This window comes from Nocardioides sp. J54 (assembly GCF_000519005.1).
Taxonomy (GTDB): domain Bacteria; phylum Actinomycetota; class Actinomycetes; order Propionibacteriales; family Nocardioidaceae; genus Nocardioides.
The window spans coordinates 21,507-37,331 of the sequence record NZ_JAER01000007.1; the positions used below are offsets into that span (position 1 = coordinate 21,507).

General features: G+C 72.4%; 15 protein-coding genes. 12 read left to right on the forward strand and 3 right to left on the reverse strand.

Annotated features, from left to right (window positions below; translation table 11 throughout):
• Positions 1 to 4 precede the first annotated feature (4 nt).
• Positions 5 to 682 (reverse strand): LysE family translocator, encoded by a 678-nt coding sequence (locus NOCJ54_RS0106850; protein ID WP_028654906.1) that lies wholly within the window; start codon positions 680 to 682, stop codon positions 5 to 7.
• Positions 683 to 764: 82 nt separating this feature from the next.
• Between NOCJ54_RS0106850 and yczR the strand changes: the two genes are divergently transcribed.
• From yczR to NOCJ54_RS0106865, 3 genes are all read left to right on the forward strand, one after another.
• Entirely contained in the window at positions 765 to 2,207 is a 1,443-nt protein-coding gene (yczR, locus tag NOCJ54_RS24300; protein WP_198020136.1) for an aminotransferase-like domain-containing protein, read from the forward strand.
• A gap of 194 nt (positions 2,208 to 2,401) precedes the next feature.
• Positions 2,402 to 2,815, forward strand: coding sequence for a hypothetical protein (locus tag NOCJ54_RS0106860; protein ID WP_028654907.1), 414 nt, complete (start codon positions 2,402 to 2,404; stop codon positions 2,813 to 2,815).
• A gap of 163 nt (positions 2,816 to 2,978) precedes the next feature.
• Positions 2,979 to 3,605, forward strand: coding sequence for an HAD family hydrolase (locus NOCJ54_RS0106865; RefSeq protein WP_269634523.1), 627 nt, complete (start codon positions 2,979 to 2,981; stop codon positions 3,603 to 3,605).
• Here the strand turns inward: NOCJ54_RS0106865 and NOCJ54_RS24305 are convergent.
• Complete coding sequence (locus tag NOCJ54_RS24305; RefSeq protein WP_051485555.1) at positions 3,577 to 4,509, reverse strand: RecB family exonuclease; 933 nt, start codon at positions 4,507 to 4,509, stop codon at positions 3,577 to 3,579. The two genes, NOCJ54_RS0106865 and NOCJ54_RS24305, sit on opposite strands and share 29 nt — an antisense overlap.
• Before the next feature lie 95 nt (positions 4,510 to 4,604).
• Between NOCJ54_RS24305 and NOCJ54_RS0106875 the strand changes: the two genes are divergently transcribed.
• From NOCJ54_RS0106875 to NOCJ54_RS0106895, 4 genes are all read left to right on the forward strand, one after another.
• Positions 4,605 to 5,735: a site-2 protease family protein gene (locus NOCJ54_RS0106875; protein WP_028654909.1), complete on the forward strand. Its 1,131-nt coding sequence runs from the start codon at positions 4,605 to 4,607 to the stop codon at positions 5,733 to 5,735.
• A 9-nt stretch (positions 5,736 to 5,744) separates the two neighbouring features.
• Entirely contained in the window at positions 5,745 to 6,689 is a 945-nt protein-coding gene (locus NOCJ54_RS24310) for a tRNA (adenine-N1)-methyltransferase (protein WP_036517155.1), read from the forward strand.
• A 325-nt stretch (positions 6,690 to 7,014) separates the two neighbouring features.
• Entirely contained in the window at positions 7,015 to 8,775 is a 1,761-nt protein-coding gene (arc, locus tag NOCJ54_RS0106885; RefSeq protein WP_028654910.1) for a proteasome ATPase, read from the forward strand.
• A 206-nt stretch (positions 8,776 to 8,981) separates the two neighbouring features.
• On the forward strand, positions 8,982 to 10,235 hold the full coding sequence (locus NOCJ54_RS0106895) for a hypothetical protein (RefSeq protein WP_028654911.1): 1,254 nt from the start codon (positions 8,982 to 8,984) through the stop codon (positions 10,233 to 10,235).
• Positions 10,236 to 10,292: 57 nt separating this feature from the next.
• Here the strand turns inward: NOCJ54_RS0106895 and NOCJ54_RS24315 are convergent, their stop codons facing one another.
• Entirely contained in the window at positions 10,293 to 11,132 is an 840-nt protein-coding gene (locus NOCJ54_RS24315) for a DUF1206 domain-containing protein (protein WP_036517157.1), read from the reverse strand.
• Between the two features lie 96 nt (positions 11,133 to 11,228).
• Here NOCJ54_RS24315 and dop point away from each other — a divergent pair, with 96 nt between their 5' ends.
• The 5 genes from dop (at position 11,229) to NOCJ54_RS0106925 (ending at position 15,824) form a co-directional block, all read left to right on the forward strand.
• A complete protein-coding gene (dop, locus tag NOCJ54_RS0106905) occupies positions 11,229 to 12,737 on the forward strand; it encodes a depupylase/deamidase Dop (RefSeq protein WP_028654912.1) in 1,509 nt (502 codons plus the stop codon).
• 17 nt (positions 12,738 to 12,754) lie between these two features.
• On the forward strand, positions 12,755 to 12,952 hold the full coding sequence (locus NOCJ54_RS0106910; protein WP_028654913.1) for a ubiquitin-like protein Pup: 198 nt from the start codon (positions 12,755 to 12,757) through the stop codon (positions 12,950 to 12,952).
• Between the two features lie 6 nt (positions 12,953 to 12,958).
• A complete protein-coding gene (prcB, locus tag NOCJ54_RS0106915; protein ID WP_028654914.1) occupies positions 12,959 to 13,813 on the forward strand; it encodes a proteasome subunit beta in 855 nt (284 codons plus the stop codon).
• The gene (prcA, locus tag NOCJ54_RS0106920) at positions 13,810 to 14,625 is read left to right on the forward strand and encodes a proteasome subunit alpha (RefSeq protein WP_028654915.1); all 816 of its coding nucleotides are present in this window, start codon (positions 13,810 to 13,812) and stop codon (positions 14,623 to 14,625) included. Before prcB ends, prcA begins: the two co-directional genes overlap by 4 nt.
• Before the next feature lie 188 nt (positions 14,626 to 14,813).
• Positions 14,814 to 15,824: a hypothetical protein gene (locus tag NOCJ54_RS0106925; RefSeq protein ID WP_028654916.1), complete on the forward strand. Its 1,011-nt coding sequence runs from the start codon at positions 14,814 to 14,816 to the stop codon at positions 15,822 to 15,824.
• The last annotated feature ends 1 nt before the right edge of the window (position 15,825 follow it).

Here is a 15,825-nt window from a genome sequence, read left to right on the forward strand (position 1 = left end):
CCCGTCACGCCGTGGACCCTGTGCTGACGGCGGCCGCCGCGATCGCCAGGTAGACCCCGGCGACCGGCAGCCGCCGCAGCCGCGGGTGCCGCGGCGTGCTCCCGCCACCCCGCGCAGCGCGTCGGGTGCGCAGCCGCCTGCCCAGCGCACCGGCCCCGACGGCGTACCCGAGGTCGATCGCGAGTGCCACCAGGACGGTCACCAGCCCGAGCACCAGCACCTCGGCCTGCGCTCGCGCACCGGTCGCGCCGGGGGAGAGGAACTGCGGGAGGAAGGCCAGGAAGAACAGCGCGACCTTCGGGTTGAGCAGGTTCATCAGCAGCCCGTCGGCGTACACCCGGCGCAGTGACGCCGGGGGTTGGTCCAGCCGTCCCGGGGCGCCGTCCTGGCGGCGGCGCAGCTCGCGGACGGCGAGGTGGACCAGGTAGGCCGCGCCGAGGTAGCGCAGCACGGCGAACGTCACCGGGCTGGCGGCGATGAGCGCCGAGAGCCCGAGCGCGGTGGCGAAGGCCCACACCGCCGTGCCGCTCTCGACGCCGAGCACCGACACCACCCCGGCCCGCGTGCCGTGCGCCAGGCTGAGGGTGGTGATGTAGACGATGTTCGGGCCCGGCATGCCGACCAGGACCACCGACGCAGCAGCGAAGGCGACCAGCTGGGTGGGTTCGAGGACCATGCTCATCGGGGTGCTCCGTCCGTGTGTCCGGCGTTTCCCCTAGCGTTGGTGACGAGCGCCCGGCGCGCCCGGGCCAATGGAGGCGCAAGTGGACCGTTTTCGGGACCCCGACCAGCTCGCCCGCCTGCTCGGCGACTGGATGACGACGCCCGGTGCGCTCTACCGCCAGCTCGCCACGGCGCTGGCAGCAGCCGTCGAGGCGGGGGACCTGGTTGCCGGAGACCGGCTGCCGTCCGAGCGCGACCTCGCCCGCTCCCTGCACGTCAGCCGCGCCACGGTGGTCGCGGCGTACGACGAGTTGCGGGGTCGTGGTGTGGTCGAGAGCCGGCAGGGGAGCGGCACCCGGGTCGCCCCGCCCACCGAACGCACACCGGCCGCCGTCACCCGACGGCTGCGGCGGGGCCTGGCGACCGGCACCGTCCGCCGCTTCGACGCCCCGGAGGGCGACGTCATCTCGATGCGGCACGCGCTCGAGGCGGGTGACCCGCGGATCGCGACTGCGCTGTCCGCGGTGCTCGACGAGGACCTGCCGGTGCTGCTCGACCAGCCCGGCTACGCGCCCCGCGGGCTCCCTGCGCTCCGGCGCGCGGTCGCCGACCACCACACCCGCCACGAACTGCCGACGTCCCCCGACCAGGTGCTGATCACCACCGGCACCCAGCAGGCGATCTCCCTCGCCGCCCAGCTGCTGCTCGACCGCGGCGCCACCGTCGCGGTCGAGTCACCGAGCTGGCCGGGCTGCTTCGACACCTTCAGCGCAGTCGGGGCCCGCATGGTCGGCGTACCCCTCGACGACGACGGCCTGCGCACCGACCGGCTGCGCGAGGTCCTCGACGCGGAGCAGGTCTCCGCGCTCTTCGTCATGCCGACCTTCCACAACCCGACCGGCACGCTCATGTCGGCGACCCGGCGGCGTGAGGTCGCCGAGCTGGCCGCACAGCGCGGCGTCCCGGTCGTCGAGGACCTCGCCTACTCGACCGCGCTCACCGCCCCGTCCTCCCGCCCGCCGCCGCTGGCGGCGTTCACGCCCGACGCCGGCCGCGTCCTCACCGTGGGCTCGCTGTCGAAGGCGCTCTGGGCCGGCCTGCGGGTCGGCTGGGTCCGGGCCAGCGCCGCGGACGTCGAACGCCTCGGCCTGCTCAAGGCCAACGCCGACATGGGCACCCCGCTCCTCGAGCAGGCGGTCGCCGCCCGCCTGCTGCCCGACCTGCCCGCGTTCGCGGCCGACCGCACCGCCGACGCCCGCGGGCGCCTCGCCCATGCCGCCGCCCTGATGGCCGAGCACCTGCCCGACTGGCAGTGGCGCGAGCCCGCGGGCGGCACGGCCCTGTGGGTCCGGCTGCCCGAGTACGACGCCTCCGTGCTCGCCCGGGTCGCGCTCCGCCACGGGGTCGAGGTCACCCCGGGCCGCGAGACCGACCCGACCGGCGCGTGGGACGACCACCTGCGGCTGCCGTTCACCTTCCCCCCGGACGTCATGGCCGAGGCGGTCCGCCGCCTCGCCGCGGCCGACGCCGAGGTCCGCGGCTGAAGCCCGGTCGGGGCACCCTCACCAGGCGACCGGGAAATTGAAGGACCCCGCAGGCGTCTCGGGTCACCTGCGGGGTCGGGTCCCATGATGGCGCAGCGCAGGCCGCTTGTCCCGGGAACGAACGAAATCCGGCAGAAATCCTGTCCGACTGCGAGCACGGCAGCTCCGTCGGACCCTGCTGGAATGATCGGTCCATGTCAGGAGCGCCGTTCACGACGAACTTCCCCCGCCCCGAGGACCTGCTGGCGGGCATGGACCTCGACGACGTCGACGACCTGGAGACACTCCTGATGATGGCGATCGACCGTCCCCTCACGCTCGTGCCCGAGGAGGTCGACGGCGGCCCCGGGATCGAGGTCGTGGTCCACAGCGACGACTGCTCGATCGGGACCGTCGTGCCGTTCCCGGTGAGCGTCGCCGAGCTCGTCCGCACGGCCGCCGAGACCGCGGTCGACGTGGGCACGTGGACCGGCGCAGGCGTCACGCGGGGCGACCCGCCGGACTTCCGGGCGCTGCCTGACGGCGACCTGGTGGCCGTGCTGCAGGACGCGCTGGGCAGGACCCGCCTGCTCAACCTCCTCGACGGCGGTGACGAGGACCTCGGGTGAGCCGCGCGAGGTGACCGTCGGGGGAGGTGCCGCTGCTGCCAGCGCCTAGGGTGGGAGGCCGGACGTACCGACCGCATCGAGCCCGGAGGACACCCTGAGCACGCCACCCCCTCGTGGATCCGCTGACCCGACCGACACCGGTGGCCGGCGACTGCCGGCCGCCGTGCTGTGGGACATGGACGGCACGCTGGTCGACACCGAGCCGTACTGGATGGCGACGGAGACCGCGATCGCCGAGGAGCACGGCGGGACGTGGACGCACGAGGACGCGATGAGCCTGGTCGGCAACGACCTGCTCACGTCGGGGCGCTACATCAAGGACCGGCTCGGGCTCGACCAGTCGCCCGAGGAGGTCGTCGAGCTGCTGCTCGACGGCGTGGTGGCGAAGGTGCGCCACGCGGTGCCGTGGTGCGCGGGGTCGCGGGAGCTGCTGCTCGCGCTCCGGAAGGCCGGCGTGCCGTGCGGCTTGGTCACGATGTCGTACGAACGCTTCGTGGCGCCGATCCTCGAGCACCTGCCGCCGGAGACGTTCCGGGTGATCGTGACCGGTGACATGGTCAGCCAGGGCAAGCCGCACCCCGAGGCCTACCTCACCGCGGCGGCCGCCCTCGGCGTCGACGCGGCGGACTGCGTCGCGATCGAGGACTCGCCGACCGGAGCCCGCTCGGCCGAGTCGGCCGGGTGCCGCGTCCTGGTGGTGCCGAACCACGTGCCCGTGCCCGAGGGGCCGCAGCGGGTCTTCCGCGACACCCTCGAGGGCCTCACCCCCGAGGACCTGGCTGCCCTGTGACGTCGACCGGCTCCCCGGCCGCGTCGGGCTCGGGCTCGGTCTCTGGCCACGGCGGGGGAGTGCCGCCGTACGCCGGGCAGCGGACCTGGTGGGAGCACCAGGTGCAGCCGGCTCCCTTGCGCGGCTGGAACTCCCGGAGCTCGGTGGCGGCGCGGATCGCGTCCCAGACCGCGAGCACCTTGCGCTCGGTGGCGAGCAGGTCCTGCTCGTCGGGCTCGTAGGTCAGCACCTCGCTGTTGCCGAGGTAGACCAGCTGGAGCACCTTGGGCACGACGCCGCGCATCCGCCACAGCACCAGGGCGTAGAAGCGGAGCTGGAAGAGGGCCTTGGCCTCGAACATCACGTGCGGCGAGGCGCCGGACTTGTAGTCGACGACCCGGATGGCGCCGTCGGGGGCGACGTCGACCCGGTCGATGACGCCGCGGAGGAGCAGCTTGCTGTCGGTCAGCGTCTCGACGTACAGCTCACGCTCGGCCGGCTCGAGCCGGCGCGGGTCCTCGAGCGAGAAGTAGCGGGCGAGCACCTCGCGGCACGACGCCAGCCAGCCGACGATCTCGGGGCCGTCCTCGGGGAACATCGACGCCACCGCGGGCTCGACCTCCTGCAGCTCCGCCCACGCCGGCTCCAGCATCGTCTCGGCGCGCTCGGGCGTGCGCTCGGCGGCGGGCAGGTCGAAGAGCTGCTCCAGCACCCGGTGCACCACCGTGCCGCGCACGGCCGCCGGGGAGGGTGGCTCCGGGAGCCGGTCGATGCTGCGGAAGCGGTACTGCAGCGGGCAGTTGAGGAAGTCGGCCACCCGCGACGGCGAGAGCGCGCCCAGCACGTCGACGCCGTCGACGCGCGTGCCCCGCCGCTCCGCCGGGTCGGCCGGCTCGACACCGGTCGGCGCTGGTGTGGTCGTCATGGCTCGACCCTAGGCGAGCCCTCCGACACTGCCTCGACCCTGCCTCGACACTGCCTCGGCGCAACCGGTGGCGGCGGCCCGGATAGCCTCGCAGTGTGTCGACCTCCCGCCCCGCCCCGCCGCGCCCTCCCGTCCCGCGCGGCATGTTCCGGATCGGCCGGATCGCGGGCAGCGACGTGCTCGTCTCGACGTCGTGGTTCCTCGTCGCCGCCCTGATCGCCTGGATCATGGGCCCGCGAGTGGACCAGGTACAGCCCGGTCTGGGCGGCTGGAAGTACGTCGTCGGGCTGGCGTTCGCGATGGCCCTCTACCTGGCGATCCTGCTGCACGAGGCGTCGCACGCGCTGATGGCGCGGCGGTTCGGGTTCCGCGTCGAGTCGATCACCCTGCACTTCCTCGGCGGCGCCACCGCGATCGACGGCGAGGCCCGCCGCCCGGGCCAGGAGTTCTGGATCGCGGTGGTCGGCCCGATCACGTCGCTCGCGGTCGGCGCCGCCGCCCTGGGCCTGTGGTACCTCACCCCCGAGGGCCTGCTGCTCCTCGTCATCGAGGGCCTCGCCGGCGCGAACATCATCATCGGCGTCCTCAACCTCGTCCCCGGACTGCCGCTCGACGGCGGGCGGGTGCTCAAGGCCGGCATCTGGGCCGTCACCGGCAAGGTGCACACCGGCACTGTCGTGGCCGCCTGGGGTGGCCGGGTCGTCGCGCTCGCGGTGGCGGCGTGGGCGGTGCTCAGCGCCGGGCAGGGGTACGTCGTCAACCCGATCGTGCTCGCGATCGTCGCGGTCTTCCTGTGGACGGGCGCGAGCCAGTCGATCGCTGCAGCGAAGGTCGTGCGCCAGCTCTCGACCGTGGCCGCCCGGGACCTCGCCCGGGCCGCCCTGACGGTCCCCGAGGACCTGCCGCTGGCCGAGGCGCTGCGCCGGGCCGAGGAGGCCGGCGTGCGCGGCATCGTCACCACGACCTCCGCCGGCCGTCCCGTCGGCGTGGTCTCCGAGGAGGCCGTTCGCGCCGTCCCGGTCGAGCGGACGCCGTGGGTCGCCGTGTCCACCGTCGCCCGCACCGTCACCGACGGTCGCGCCCTGCCCCTGGGCATCGCCGGCGACGACCTGCTGGCCGCGCTGCGCCGGACCCCGTCCTCGGAGTACGTCCTCGTCGGCGAGGACGGCCGCGTCGCCGGCGTGCTCGCGACGGCCGACATCATCCGGGCGATGCGGAACCGATAGATTGCGCCGGTGAGCGACGCAACCCCCGACGTACCCCAGGACGCCTGGTCCGGCGTGCACCGCGGCCCCCTGCGCGCAGGGGAGTGGGTCCGCCTCGTGGACGCCAAGGGCCGCAAGCACAACTTCGCGCTCGAGCCAGGCAAGCGGTTCTTCTCCAACAAGGGCCACATCGAGCACGACGAGCTGATCGGCCGCGAGGAGGGCTTCACCGTCACCTCCTCGATCGGCGGTGAGTACCTCGTCTTCCGGCCGCTGCTGTCGGAGTACGTCGTGTCCATGCCGCGCGGCGCGGCCGTGGTCTACCCCAAGGACTCGGCGCAGATCATCGCGATGGCCGACATCTTCCCGGGCGCCCACGTCGTCGAAGCCGGCGTCGGCTCCGGCGCGCTGACCTGCTCGCTGCTGCGCGCCGTGGGCCCGCACGGCCGCGTGTCGTCGTACGAGCGCCGCGAGGAGTTCGCCGACGTCGCGCGCCGCAACGTCACCCAGTTCTTCGGCGGCGACCACCCCGCCTGGCAGCTCACCCTCGGCGACCTCGCCGAGGCGCTGCCGGCGTCGGGGGAGCGCTGCGACCGGATCATCCTCGACATGCTCGCGCCGTGGGACTGCCTCGACGCCGCCGCCGACGCCCTGCTGCCCGGCGGCATCGTCTGCGCGTACGTCGCCACCACGACCCAGCTGTCGAAGTTCGTCGAGGCCGTCCGGGTCCACGGCGGCTTCACCGAGCCCAGCCCGTGGGAGTCGCTGGTCCGCGACTGGCACGTCGAGGGCCTCGCCGTGCGCCCCGGCCACAAGATGATCGGCCACACCGCCTTCCTCGTCACCGCCCGCCGCATGGCCCCGGGCCAGCGGGCCCCGCTGAAGAAGCGCCGTCCTGCCCCGGGCGCGTACGGGCCGGACTACACCGGCCCCCGCCCGCCGGGCGTGCCCGGCGGGCCGGCCGAGGAGGAGTGAGGCCGGGCTGGCCGGAGGGTTGCGGTTTGGTCCCAAACCGCAACAAATCCGGGCCTGGAGCTGCAGTTTCTGCCCAATCGTGGACCTCCCGGGCCGACCAGGCAGCCAACTGGAGGCTCCGGCCAGACCACGCCGTGTCGACCGGGCACGGACATTGCGGTTTGGTCCCAAACGGCAGGAATCAGGCCTGAGAACCTGCAGTTCCTGCCCAATCGGCACTCCACAACCCCCACGCGCCCCGCAACCGAATCGTTGCCGTCCAGGCGTGGCGAACCACTTCCCTCCACCACCCTCGCGAGTAGGGTCGGGACAGGAGGTGTGCCACATGACGAGCACGGGAGAAGGCACGGGTAGCCACCGCTCTCCGAGCCGCGAGGAGCTGGAGGAGCAGGTCCGGTACCTCGAGGGCGAGGTTCACGACCTGCGCCGCCGGATGACCGAGGCGCCGGGCGGCGGCAGCCGCTCGCTCGAGATGAGGCTCGCCGACGCCCAGCGCTCGCTGGCCGCGGTGACCGCCCAGAACGAGCGCCTGGCCAGCACGCTGCGCGACGCGCGCGACCAGATCATGAAGCTGAAGGAGGAGGTCGACCGGCTCGCGCAGCCGCCGGCCGGCTTCGGCACCTTCCTGCAGCGCAACGAGGACGACTCGGTCGACGTGTTCACCGGCGGGCGCAAGCTCCGGGTGAGCGTGAGCCCGGCGGTCGACCTCGACACCCTGCGGCGCGGCCAGGAGGTCATGCTCAACGAGGCCCTCAACGTCGTCGCCGCCTTCGACTACGAGACGGTCGGCGAGGTCGTCATGCTCAAAGAGGTGCTCGCCGACGGCGAGCGCGTCCTGGTCATCGCCAACGCCGACGAGGAGCGGGTGGTCCGGCTGGCGGAGCCGCTGCTCGACGAGACGCTGCGCGCCGGCGACTCGCTGCTGCTGGACTCCCGCGCCGGCTACGTCTACGAGAAGGTCCCCAAGTCGGAGGTCGAGGAGCTGGTCCTCGAGGAGGTTCCCGACATCACCTACGAGACCATCGGCGGCCTGGGCAACCAGATCGAGATGATCCAGGACGCGGTCGAGCTGCCGTACCTCCACCCCGAGCTGTTCGCCGAGCACGAGCTCAAGCCGCCGAAGGGCATCCTGCTCTACGGCCCGCCGGGCTGCGGCAAGACGCTGATCGCCAAGGCGGTCGCCAACTCGCTGGCGAAGAAGGTCGCGGCGAAGACGGGCGCGGAGGGGAAGTCGTACTTCCTCAACATCAAGGGCCCCGAGCTGCTCAACAAGTACGTCGGCGAGACGGAGCGCCACATCCGGCTGGTGTTCCAGCGGGCCCGTGAGAAGGCCAGCTCGGGCACGCCGGTCATCGTGTTCTTCGACGAGATGGACTCCCTGTTCCGCACCCGCGGCTCGGGCGTCTCCTCCGACGTCGAGAACACGATCGTCCCGCAGCTGCTCAGCGAGATCGACGGTGTCGAGCTGCTGGAGAACGTCCTGGTCATCGGCGCCTCGAACCGCGAGGACATGATCGACCCGGCGATCCTGCGCCCGGGCCGGCTCGACGTGAAGATCAAGATCGAGCGCCCCGACGCGGAGTCGGCGCGCGACATCTTCAGCAAGTACCTCACGCCGAGCCTGCCGGTCCACCCCGACGACATCGCCGAGTTCGGCGGCAACAAGGACAGCGCCGTCGCCGGCATGATCCGTGCGACCGTGGAGCGGATGTACGCCGAGACCGAGGAGAACCGCTTCCTCGAGGTGACCTACGCCAACGGCGACAAGGAGGTCCTCTACTTCAAGGACTTCAACTCCGGCGCCATGATCCAGAACATCGTCGACCGGGCGAAGAAGATGGCCATCAAGGACTTCCTCGACCACGACCAGAAGGGCCTGCGGGTCTCGCACCTGCTCCAGGCCTGCGTCGACGAGTTCAAGGAGAACGAGGACCTGCCCAACACGACCAACCCCGACGACTGGGCGCGGATCTCGGGCAAGAAGGGCGAGCGGATCGTGTTCATCCGCACGCTCATCACCGGCAAGCAGGGCACCGAGCCCGGCCGGTCGATCGACACGGTCAGCAACACGGGTCAATATCTCTGACATCTGTTGGTGGGACCTGAGAAGGTGGTCCCGCACGCAACCGACTACTCCTGAAGGAGCCACCTGTGGTCAAGAAGCTCGCCATCGTCGTCCTCGTCGCGCTCGGCGTCACCGCTGCGGTGAAGGTCGCCAAGTCCCGCTGACCAGGACCTGACGTCACGCCCCGGCACGCTCGCGTGCCGGGGCGTCGTCGTACCCTGCCGCCCATGCGTGTTCTCGGACGCTCCCGCCCGCGCGCCCTCGCCCTCCGGCCGGTCGTTGCCGGCGCCCTCGCCGTCGTTCTCGCGGCCGGGCTGGCGGGCTGCAGCTCCGGCGACGCCGACCCGGACCGCCCCGGCGACGCCGCCCCGGCGGGGGAGGCGACCGAGTCGGCGGAGCCGACCCTCGCGGACCGCTTCTACCCGGACGTCACCCCGGACCGGGTGAGGGTCGGGCCTGCCGACTACGCCGACCCGTGCCAGCTGCTGCCGCCGCGCGACGTGATCCGGCTGTTCGGGATCGTGCCGACCAGCGGCGTGTGGCAGACGACCACCGTGCGCTCGCGGCCCGTCGGGGACGCCCCGGACGCGGAGTGCTGGTACCTCCAGAACGGGTTCAAGGTGAAGGCCGAGCCGTCCACCACCCGGCAGGGTGCGCTCTCGAGCGCGCGCTGGCGGGCCCGGCGGATCGGGGACGGCACGTGGTTCACCGTCTACCAGCCCGGCGCCGAGTTCGGGAAGCTCATCGAGGAGCTGCGCGGCTCGTCGCCTGTCGAGGCGATCTACCGGTTCGTCGACGGTACGACGACCTACTCGCTCGAGGTCGAGCTGCCCGCGACCGCGCCGGAGGAGCACTTCCACGGCCCGGCGCGCCGCGCGATCCGCCTGGTCCGCACGCGGCTCGCGCAGCGCGACACGTTGCCCCAGGACCTGCTGGGACCGGTGCTGCGCGGCGAGCCGTACGCCCGGGGCACGCGCATCCTCGACGCCTGTGACCTGCTCTCCGAGCCGGTGCTGGAGGGGCTCACCGGCGCAGCGAACCCGAAGCCGACGCTGACCAACACCACCGTCGGCTGGCGCCACGAGCGCGGCACCCACCCGGACCCGAAGAAGTGGGCGTCGCCGTACACGACCTGCGCGTGGGGGACCGGCGAGCGCGACGCGCCGGACGAGTACGACGTCGAGCTGTCCGTGCGATCGCACCCGGACCTCCGGGAGGCCAACCGGTCGTTCGCTGCCTGGCTGTCCCGGGGCGGGCGCGAGGAGTCGTCCCTCGACCCGCCGAGCGTCGCCGACGTGGACCGTGGCGGGTGCTACTCCTCGACCCAGGTCGGCCAGCGGGTCCGGTGCCTGCTCATGGCCCGCAAGCACGTCATCGAGCTGACCGTCCGCACCGGCGACAGGGCACCGATCCGCACCGAGCCGGACATGGCCGAGACCCTCGCCGCGGTCGTCGAGCGGGTCCGGGAGCAGGCCGGCTGACCGGGCTACCGGGCGTGGCACGCGGGTCAGCGGCGGTCAGTGGCGGGCCAGGGCCTGTCAGCGGCTGCGCAGGTACCAGGCCCGGAACAGGTGATAGGCACCGAAGCACGCCAGGCCCACGGCGACCACGGCGATCAGCCACGGCCCGAGCGGCTCGTCGCGGAACTTGACGATGGCCTGGTCCAGCCCTCCGGACTCGTCCGGGTCGTGCTCGACGGCGGCGCGGGCCAGCAGGAAGGCGATCACGCCGAACGCGACACCGCGGCTGACGTAGCCCGCCCGGGCCAGGATCGTCACCACCCGGCCCACGTCACCGGTGCGCCCCTCCACCTCCACGTCCTTCTCCCACCGGTCGCTGAGTCCGCGGTACGCGCTGGCTGCCGCCACGCCGAGCACGACCGCCGCGGCGAGCAGGACGATCGCAGGACCGAACGGGAGGTCGAGGACCTTCGCGGTGACCCCCTGGCCGCCCCCGCCACCGGACCCGCCGGACGAGCCGCCGTCGCCGAGCGCGGTGCGCACGGCCAGCACGGCGAGGCTGGCGAACACGACCGTGCGACCGGCGGAGCCGGCGCGACCGGCCCAGCGCCGCAGGCCGTCCTCGTCGCCGTGCCCGCCGACCGCCTCACAGGCCTGCCAGACCGCGAGCGCCGACATGCCCAGGGCCACCAGCCACAGGGCGAGCGAGCCGAGCGGCTTCTCCGCGATCTCCTGCAGCGCGCCCGCGCCGGAGGCGGACCCGGACGGGTCGCCGAGCGCGAGCTGGGCGGCGAGCCAGCCGACGAGGAGGTACACGACGCCGTACGTGACCATCCCGACGCGTGCCAGGCGGTCGAGGACCGGGTGGTCCTGCGCCTGCTGCGCCTTGCGCTGGGCTGCTTCCCCCGGAGCAGTCATGGTGCCCTCCTGCCGACGTCGTGACGACGTCCCTCAACGGGAGAACTACCCGTCAGTCGCCCCTGCATCCTGTCCTCGTGTGCGTAGGCTGGACGCATGAGCGTGCGCCGAGTGATGGGCACCGAGGTCGAGTACGGCATCTCGGTCCAGGGGCAGCCGACCGCGAACCCGATGGTCGCCTCGTCCCAGGTGGTGAACGCGTACGCCACGGCGACGGTGCGGGCCCGGCGGGCCCGGTGGGACTTCGAGGAGGAGTCGCCGCTGCGCGACGCCCGGGGCTTCGACATGTCGCGGCAGGTCGCCGACCCGACCCAGCTCACCGACGAGGACCTCGGCCTCGCCAACGTGATCCTGACCAACGGAGCGCGGCTGTACGTCGACCACGCCCACCCGGAGTACTCCACGCCCGAGGTGGTCACACCGCTCGACGTCGTGCGCTGGGACAAGGCGGGGGAGCAGGTCATGCTCGACGCCGCGCGGCTGGCGCAGAACCTGCCCGGCAACCCGGCGATCGTGCTCTACAAGAACAACACCGACAACAAGGGTGCGTCGTACGGCGCGCACGAGAACTACCTGATGCGGCGCTCCACCCCGTTCGCCGACATCGTCAAGCACCTGACGCCGTTCTTCATCAGCCGGCAGGTGTTCTGCGGCGCCGGCCGCGTCGGCAAGGGCCAGGACGGGCGCGGCGAGGGCTTCCAGGTCAGCCAGCGCGCCGACTTCTTCGAGGTCGAGGTCGGGCTCGAGACCACCCTCAAGCGCCCGATCATCAACACCCGCGACGAGCCGCACGCCGACCCGGAGAAGTACCGCCGACTGCATGTCATCATCGGCGACGCGAACCTGTCCGAGATCGCGTCTTACCTCAAGGTCGGCACGACCGCGCTCGTGCTGGCGATGATCGAGGACCGGTTCATCAGCCGTGACCTGACCGTCGACCTGCCGGTCGCGTCCCTGCGGGCGGTCTCCCACGACCCGACCCTGCGCCACGAGGTCACCCTCGCGGACGGGCGCCGGCTGACCGGCGTCCAGCTGCAGCTGGAGTACCTCGACCTGGCGAAGAAGTTCGTCGAGGACCGCTACGGCGCCGACGCCGACCCGCAGACCGTCGACGTCCTGGCCCGCTGGGAGGACGTGCTGAACCGGCTCGAGTCCGACCCGATGTCCCTGGCCGACCAGCTCGACTGGGTCGCCAAGCTCAAGCTGCTCGAGCAGTACCGCTCCCGCGACGGGCTGGCCTGGGACGACGCCAAGCTGCAGCTCATCGACTACCAGTACTCCGACATCCGCCCGGAGAAGGGGCTCTACCACCGACTGGTGAAGGCGGGACGGATCCAGCGGCTGCTGACCGACGACGAGGTCGACGCGGCGATGACCAACCCGCCCGCGGAGACCCGCGCGTACTTCCGCGGCCGCTGCCTGGAGAAGTACGCCAGCGACATCGCCGCCGCGTCGTGGGACTCGGTCATCTTCGACCTCCCCGGCCGCGAGTCGCTGCAGCGTGTGCCGACCATCGACCCCATGCGCGGGACCCGGGCTCACGTGGGCGAGCTGATCGACTCGTGCGAGACGGCTGAGCAACTCGTCCGCGCACTCAGCCGGTGAGTGGATAGGGTTGAGCCATGGCCCAGGAGCAGAAGCAGCCCCGCAAGGCGGAGGAGACCGAGGAGGCGACCGAGACGGTCGCCGAGTCCGACGTCGCTGAGCGCAAGGAGGCACTCGACGAGGACGTGGACGCGATCCTCGACGAGATCGACGACGTGCTCGAGTCGAACGCCGAGGACTTCGTGAAGTCGTTCATCCAGAAGGGCGGGGAGTAGGCCCGGATGAGCGACGCGCGCATCCCGGGCGCCTTCCTGCGCCCGGGCACCTCCTCCTTCAGCGACTTCCTCGCCGAGAACGCCCCCGACCTGCTGCCCGCGCGGCGCTCGCTGCCCGCCGGCAGTGCCGCCGAGCTCGCCCCGCACGGCACCACGATCGTCGCCGCGACCTTCCCCGGCGGCCTGGTCATGGCCGGTGACCGCCGCGCCACAATGGGCAACGTCATCGCCCAGCGCGACATCGAGAAGGTCTTCCCGGCCGACGAGTACTCCCTCGTCGGGATCGCCGGCACGGCCGGCCTCGCGGTCGAGATGGTCCGCCTCTTCCAGGTCGAGCTCGAGCACTACGAGAAGATCGAGGGCACGATCCTGTCGCTGGACGGCAAGGCGAACCGGCTCTCGGCACTGATCCGCGCGAACCTGGGGATGGCGATGCAGGGCCTCGCCGTCGTACCCATGTTCGCCGGCTACGACCTCGACCGGGGCATCGGCCGGATCTTCGGCTACGACGTCACCGGCGGCCGCCACGAGGAGCTGTCGTTCTTCTCCGTCGGCTCCGGCTCGCTGTTCGCCCGCGGCGCGATGAAGAAGCTCTACCGCCCCGACCTCAGCCAGGACGACGCTGTCCGCGTCTGCCTGCAGGCGCTGTACGACGCCGCGGACGACGACTCCGCGACCGGCGGCCCCGACCTGACCCGCCGGATCTTCCCGGTCGTGTGGGTCGTCACCGCCGACGGCGTCCAGCGGCTGCCCGACGAGACCCTGTCCACGCTGGCCGACCAGATGGTCGACGCCCGGATGGCGCGGCCCGACGGCCCCGTCGCCCCGCTGCCCGGCAGTGGAGAGGAGCCCCAGGCATGAGCACCCCGTTCTACGTCTCGCCCGAGCAGCTGATGAAGGACCGGGCGGACTTCGCCCGCAAGGGCATCGCCCGTGGCCGGTCCCTCGCCGCCGTGCAGTACGCCGACGGCGTTCTCCTCGTGACCGAGAACCCCTCGCAGGCCCTGCACAAGGTCTCCGAGCTCTACGACCGCCTCGCGTTCGCCGCGGTCGGTCGCTACAACGAGTTCGAGAACCTCCGCATCGCCGGCGTGCGGCTCGCCGACATGCGCGGCTACGCCTACGACCGTCGCGACGTCACCGGCCGCGGCCTGGCCAACGCCTACGCCCAGACCCTCGGCACGATCTTCTCCTCCGGCGGCGAGAAGCCCTACGAGGTCGAGATCTTCGTCGCCGAGGTCGGTGAGACCGCCGCCGACGACCAGATCTACCGCCTCACCTACGAGGGCCGCGTCGCCGACGAGCACGGCTTCGCGGTCATGGGCGGGGACGCGGACACCGTGGCGTCGTACCTCAAGGAGCACTACACCGAGGGCGCCGACCTCGCGAGCGCGCTGCGCGTGGCCGTCGCCGCGCTCGGCCACAGCGCCGACGGCGGCCAGGTGCAGGACCGGGTCATCCCGGTCGAGGACCTCGAGGTCGCCGTGCTCGACCGGACCCGGGTGCAGCCGCGCAAGTTCCGCCGCATCCTCCCGGCCCGGCTCGACGAGCTGCTGGGCGAGCGGGGTCCGGCCCAGACCGCCCCCGCTGGCCACACCTCGGAGACGCCCACGGACCTCCCGCCCACCCCTGGTGCGGGAGACGGGGAACCGCCGGTCGCGCCGCCGGTGTAGGGCTGGGGCTGCGGGCTGGTCCGGGCATTGCGGTTTGGTCCCAAACCGCAACAAATTGGGGGCTGGAGCTGCAGTTCCTGCCCAATCGGTGCCTCACGGGGCGCGAGTCAGCGACGTCGTACGGCGGCCATCCACAGCCCGGGGGCCGGCGGGTTGAAACCGGATGCGCGTCCGTCGACAGTTCGTCCATGGAAGTCGGGCCCGACGGGGCGATTCGCGGGCAGGTGCGCCAGACGGGGCACTGGCGGGTGCTGCACGGGCTCTACCGCGTCGAGACCCGCCACCTGTCGCCGTGGGAGAACTTCCTGCTCGACCTGAGCGCGCTGCGGATGGTGCTGCCTGAGGACGCGGTCTTCACCCACGTGACCGCGGCGAGGTTGCTCGGGTGGCAGCTGCCGGCACTGCCGCAGCAGGTGCCGTTCTTCGTGGCCGTCCGCAGCGAGAACCGCCCGCGACGCCCCGGCCTGGTCTGCTCGCGGCTGACGCACGAGGCACGCACCGGCGTCGTGCACGGGCTGCCGGTCGACGCGCCTGCCGAGATCCTCCTCCGGGCCGCGCGCGACCTCGGCGAGCTCGACCTCGCCATCATGGTCGACTCCGCCGCCCGTCTCGGCCACCTCGACGAGGAGGCCATCGACGAGGTACTGGCGTCGCGGCGGCCGGGCACTCGTCTCCTCCGCAAGGTGTGGCTCAGCCGCGACGCACGCTCCGAGTCGGCGGGCGAGACATTGCTGCGTCGGTTCCACGAGTCCATGGAGGTGGCCACCGAGTCGCAGGTCGACCTCCACGACGACGCCGGCCGCTTCATCGCCCGAGCCGACCTGATCGTGTCCGGGACGAAGCAGGTCCACGAGTACGACGGTGCCGGGCACCGGACGCCGAAGGTGCACCGTCACGATCTGCGTCGGGAACGGGCGCTGGTGAACCACGGGTACGCCCGTCGCGGCTACACCCTCGACGACCTGCTCAACCATGCGGGCGTCCGTGATGAACGAGCTGGACCGGCTGCTCGGGCGCTCGCAGCAGGCCCGCCGACTCCTGGCGTGGCGCAACCTCGTGCGCGACTCCCTCTACGGACCAGACGGCCGCGAGCGGGTGATGAACCGGTGGTACCGGTCCACCACCCCCGTCGTTTGGTCACGAACTGCATGATCCGGAGCCGGTTTCCTGCGGTTTGGGACCAAACCGCAGCACCCTAGG